The organism is Streptomyces alkaliphilus, from assembly GCF_014141535.1.
Taxonomy (GTDB): domain Bacteria; phylum Actinomycetota; class Actinomycetes; order Streptomycetales; family Streptomycetaceae; genus Streptomyces; species Streptomyces alkaliphilus.
In genome coordinates this window covers 1-3,721 of sequence record NZ_VKHT01000509.1, presented here as the reverse complement: position 1 = coordinate 3,721, position 3,721 = coordinate 1, and the positions used below count along the sequence as shown (strand labels likewise).

4 protein-coding genes are annotated in these 3,721 nt (G+C 71.5%); 2 read left to right on the top strand and 2 right to left on the bottom strand.

The features are described from left to right. Positions 1–111: 111 nt before the first annotated feature. Entirely contained in the window at positions 112–558 is a 447-nt protein-coding gene (locus tag FNQ90_RS15775) for a PLD nuclease N-terminal domain-containing protein (protein ID WP_182606968.1), read from the bottom strand. An 87-nt stretch (positions 559–645) separates the two neighbouring features. Between FNQ90_RS15775 and FNQ90_RS15770 the strand changes: the two genes are divergently transcribed. Beyond that, positions 646–2,097, top strand: coding sequence for a menaquinone biosynthesis decarboxylase (locus tag FNQ90_RS15770; RefSeq protein ID WP_182606967.1), 1,452 nt, complete (start codon positions 646–648; stop codon positions 2,095–2,097). After that, a complete protein-coding gene (mqnP, locus tag FNQ90_RS15765; protein WP_323379993.1) occupies positions 2,094–3,017 on the top strand; it encodes a menaquinone biosynthesis prenyltransferase MqnP in 924 nt (307 codons plus the stop codon). The genes FNQ90_RS15770 and mqnP overlap by 4 nt, the downstream gene beginning before the upstream one ends. Positions 3,018–3,035: 18 nt before the next feature. Here the strand turns inward: mqnP and FNQ90_RS15760 are convergent, their stop codons facing one another. After that, complete coding sequence (locus tag FNQ90_RS15760) at positions 3,036–3,344, bottom strand: DUF397 domain-containing protein (RefSeq protein WP_323379992.1); 309 nt, start codon at positions 3,342–3,344, stop codon at positions 3,036–3,038. Between the last annotated feature and the right edge of the window lie 377 nt (positions 3,345–3,721).

The following is a 3,721-nucleotide window of genomic DNA, read 5'->3' as shown; positions in this document are numbered from 1 at the left end:
GCCCCGCGACGATGTCGCGCGGGAACGTCCCGGCCACCGGCACCCGGCCCGTCGGGGGAGGAGGGGGAGCCGACCGGAACGCCGTGTCCGGCGGTGGACCGCCGGAAGCGGTCAGTTCTTCGGGGAGTCCCCGCCCGGGGAGCCGGAGCCGGTCCCCGGGGGTGGGCCGGAGCCGTCGTCGTCGTTGCCGCGCCGCAGGTCCTCCTCGCGCCGCCGCAGGTCCTCCTCCCAGCTCTCGAAGAGCTTCTTGTCCCGATCGTTCTCCTCGCGGCGCTGCTCCTCGTTGAGGGTGCGCAGGAAGTCCGGGTTGTCGTCGGGGGCCACCCAGCCACCGCCCCGGCGCACCCCGCCCCCGCCGTTGCCGCGCGCGGCGGGGAAGGCCCGCCGCTTGCCGAGGAGGAGCCACGCGATGGGGCCCAGCACCCAGGCGAAGACGATCACCATCATCCACACCGGCTTCGGCAGATGCTTGACATCGTCGTTGTTGGTCCGGATGCAGTCCACGAGGGCGAAGATGGCCAGCCCGAGCAGAGCCAGGAACATCAGTACCCTGAGCATGTCGTGTCCCCCTGGTAAGAGGCGTACCGGGCCGTGTCGGGGCCCCCTGACAAGGCCAAGGGTAATGCGTCCGGAATACTGGGGCCCATGGCATACGACGACCTCCGCGGGTTGCTGCGGGCTCTGGAACGCGACGGGGACCTCACACGCGTGACGGCGGAGGTCGATCCGCACCTCGAGGTGGGCGAGATCACCGATCGCGTCAACAAGGCCGGCGGCCCCGCGCTGCTGTTCGAGAACGTCAAGGGCTCGGACATGCCATTGGCGATGAACGTCTTCGGCACGGATCGTCGGATGCTCAAGGCGCTCGGGCTGGATTCCTATTCCGAGATCGGTGACCGGATCGCCGGATTGCTGAAGCCGGAACTCCCGCAGGGATTCGTCGGCATGCGCGAGGCGTTCGGCAAGCTCGGCGCGATGACGCACGTCCCCCCGAAGAAGGTGAAGTCGGCGCCGGTGCAGGAGGTGGTCCTGGAGGGCGACGACGTGGACCTCGACGCCCTGCCCGCGCTGTTCACCTGGCCCGGCGACGGCGGTTCCTTCTTCAACCTGGGCCTGACCCACACGAAGGACCCGGACAACGGCGTGCGGAACCTGGGGCTGTACCGGCTCCAGCGGCACGACCGGCGCACCATCGGGATGCACTGGCAGATCCACAAGGACAGCCGCAACCACTACCAGGTCGCCGCCCGGCGCGGCGAGCGGTTGCCGGTGGCGATCGCCTTCGGATGCCCGCCCGCCGTCACCTACGCCGCCACCGCCCCCCTGCCGGGGGACATAGACGAATACCTGTTCGCCGGCTTCGTGCAGGGCAAGCGGGTGGAGATGGTGGACTGTCGCACCGTGCCGCTCCAGGTGCCCGCCCGGGCCGAGGTGGTGCTCGAGGGGTGGCTGACCCCCGGCGAGACCCTCCCCGAGGGCCCGTACGGCGACCACACCGGCTTCTACACCCCGCAGGAGCCCTTCCCGGCCCTGACCATCGACTGCGTCACCATGCGCCGCCGGCCGGTCCTCCAGTCCATCGTGGTGGGCCGCCCGCCCACCGAGGACGGTCCGCTGGGGCGCGCCACCGAGCGGTTCTTCCTGCCCCTGCTCAAGGTGATCATCCCGGACATCGTGGACTACCACCTGCCGGAGGCGGGCGGCTTCCACAACTGCGCGATCGTCTCGATCGACAAGAAGTACCCCAAGCACGCCCAGAAGGTGATGTCCGCCATCTGGGGCGCGCACATGATGTCGCTGACCAAGCTGATCATCGTGGTGGACGCCGACTGCGACGTCCACGACCTGCACGAGGTGGCCTGGCGGGCGCTGGGCAACACCGACTACGCGCGCGACCTGATGCTCACCGAGGGCCCGGTCGACCACCTCGACCACGCCTCCTACCAGCAGTTCTGGGGCGGCAAGGCGGGCATCGACGCCACCGCCAAGTGGCCGGAGGAGGGCTACACCCGCGACGGCGGCTGGCCGGAGATGATCGTCTCCGACCCGGAGATCGCCCGTCGCGTCACCGAACGCTGGAAGGAATACGGGCTGTGACGGTCCCCGACGCGCGACACCGTCCCGCACCCGCCCCCGGCCCGCGGGGGCGGGTGCGGGCGTTCCTGCGACTGGTGATGATCGAGCACTCGGTCTTCGCCCTGCCCTTCGCCTACCTGGCCACTCTCACCGCCATGCTGGTGGACGACGGCGGCCGGGTGGACCGGTGGACGATCCTGCTGGTCACCGTCGCCATGGTCGGTCTGCGGACCTTCGCCATGGCGGCCAACCGGATCATCGACCGGGAGATCGACGCCCGCAACCCGCGCACCGCGACCCGCGAACTGGTCACCGGCGCGCTGTCGGTGCGCACCGCGTGGACCGGCGCGCTGATCGCGCTGGCCGTCTTCCTCGGCGCCGCCGCGCTGCTCAACCCGCTGTGCCTGATGCTGGCCCCGGTCGCCGTGGTGCCGATGGTGGTCTACCCCTACGGCAAGCGGTTCACCGACTTCCCGCACGCCATCCTCGGGCTCGCCCAGGCCATGGGCCCGGTCGGCGCCTGGCTGGCGGTCACCGGCGCCTGGTCCTGGGAGGCGGTCGTCCTCGGCCTGGCCGTGGGCATCTGGATCGGCGGCTTCGACCTCATCTTCGCCTGCCAGGACGTGGCCGCCGACCGCGCGGAGGGGGTGCGCTCGGTACCGGCCCGCTTCGGCATCGCCGCCGCCCTGTACGGGGCGCGCGCCTGCCACGCGGTGACGCTCGCCCTGCTGCTGTGGTTCGGGCTGCTCACCGGCGCCGGCCTCGCCTGGTGGATGGGGCTGGCGGTGGTCGCGGCGGCCTTCGCCTACGAGCACTCCATCGTGCGGCCGGACGACCTGAGCCGGTTGAACCGGGCCTTCTTCACCGTCAACGGCTTCGTCGGCATCAGCCTGTTCCTCTTCGCCCTGGTGGATCTGCTGGTGCGCGGGCTCGGCCGCTGACGACGGCACCCGCCGGGGTCAGGGGCCGCTCGGTCCGGGGCGGTCCCCCGGGGCGGCCGGCGGGACATCGGTGACGAAGTGGTCGAACTCGTTGTTCCGCACCCCCAGGACGAAGGCGTCCCACTTCGCACGGGTCGTGGTCACGATCGCGCCCGGATCGTCGGTCTGCCGGATGTGCACCCACTCGCCGTCCGGCGCCACCTCGAAACAGTGCTCGTCGGAGCCGTCCTCCACCTCGGCGCGCACCCAGTCCAGCCCGGCCGCCTCCGCCTCGCCGAGGATCGGCATCCCGCCCTCGCCGAACCGCCGGTCATCGGTTTGCGTCATCCCGGGCCCTCCCTGTCGTCGTGGCTCGTGGCTCGTGGCTCGTGCGTCGGCCGTTCGCACCCCGTCCGTCGCGCCCACCCCGCCGGGGCCGTCCCGGGCGTGGCGGGGACGGGCACGACCCAGCGTAACGTCCCGAACACCCGGACCCGCCGGTTCCGCCGGTTACCCCGGTTCCGCCGCGAACCCGGTGACCACCCGCCCGTTTTCCGGTCACGGGCCCCGGCACCCCGATATCCCGTTTTCCGTTCCCCGCCCCTCGGGAATTCCCGCCGGGGCATTCGCCCTCTCCCGCTTCGCCGATCGCGGGGGGAATTCTCCCGGGGCATCCGGGCGAATCGACGGCGTGTTCGCGGCGTCTTTCCCGACCCGCCGGAAAC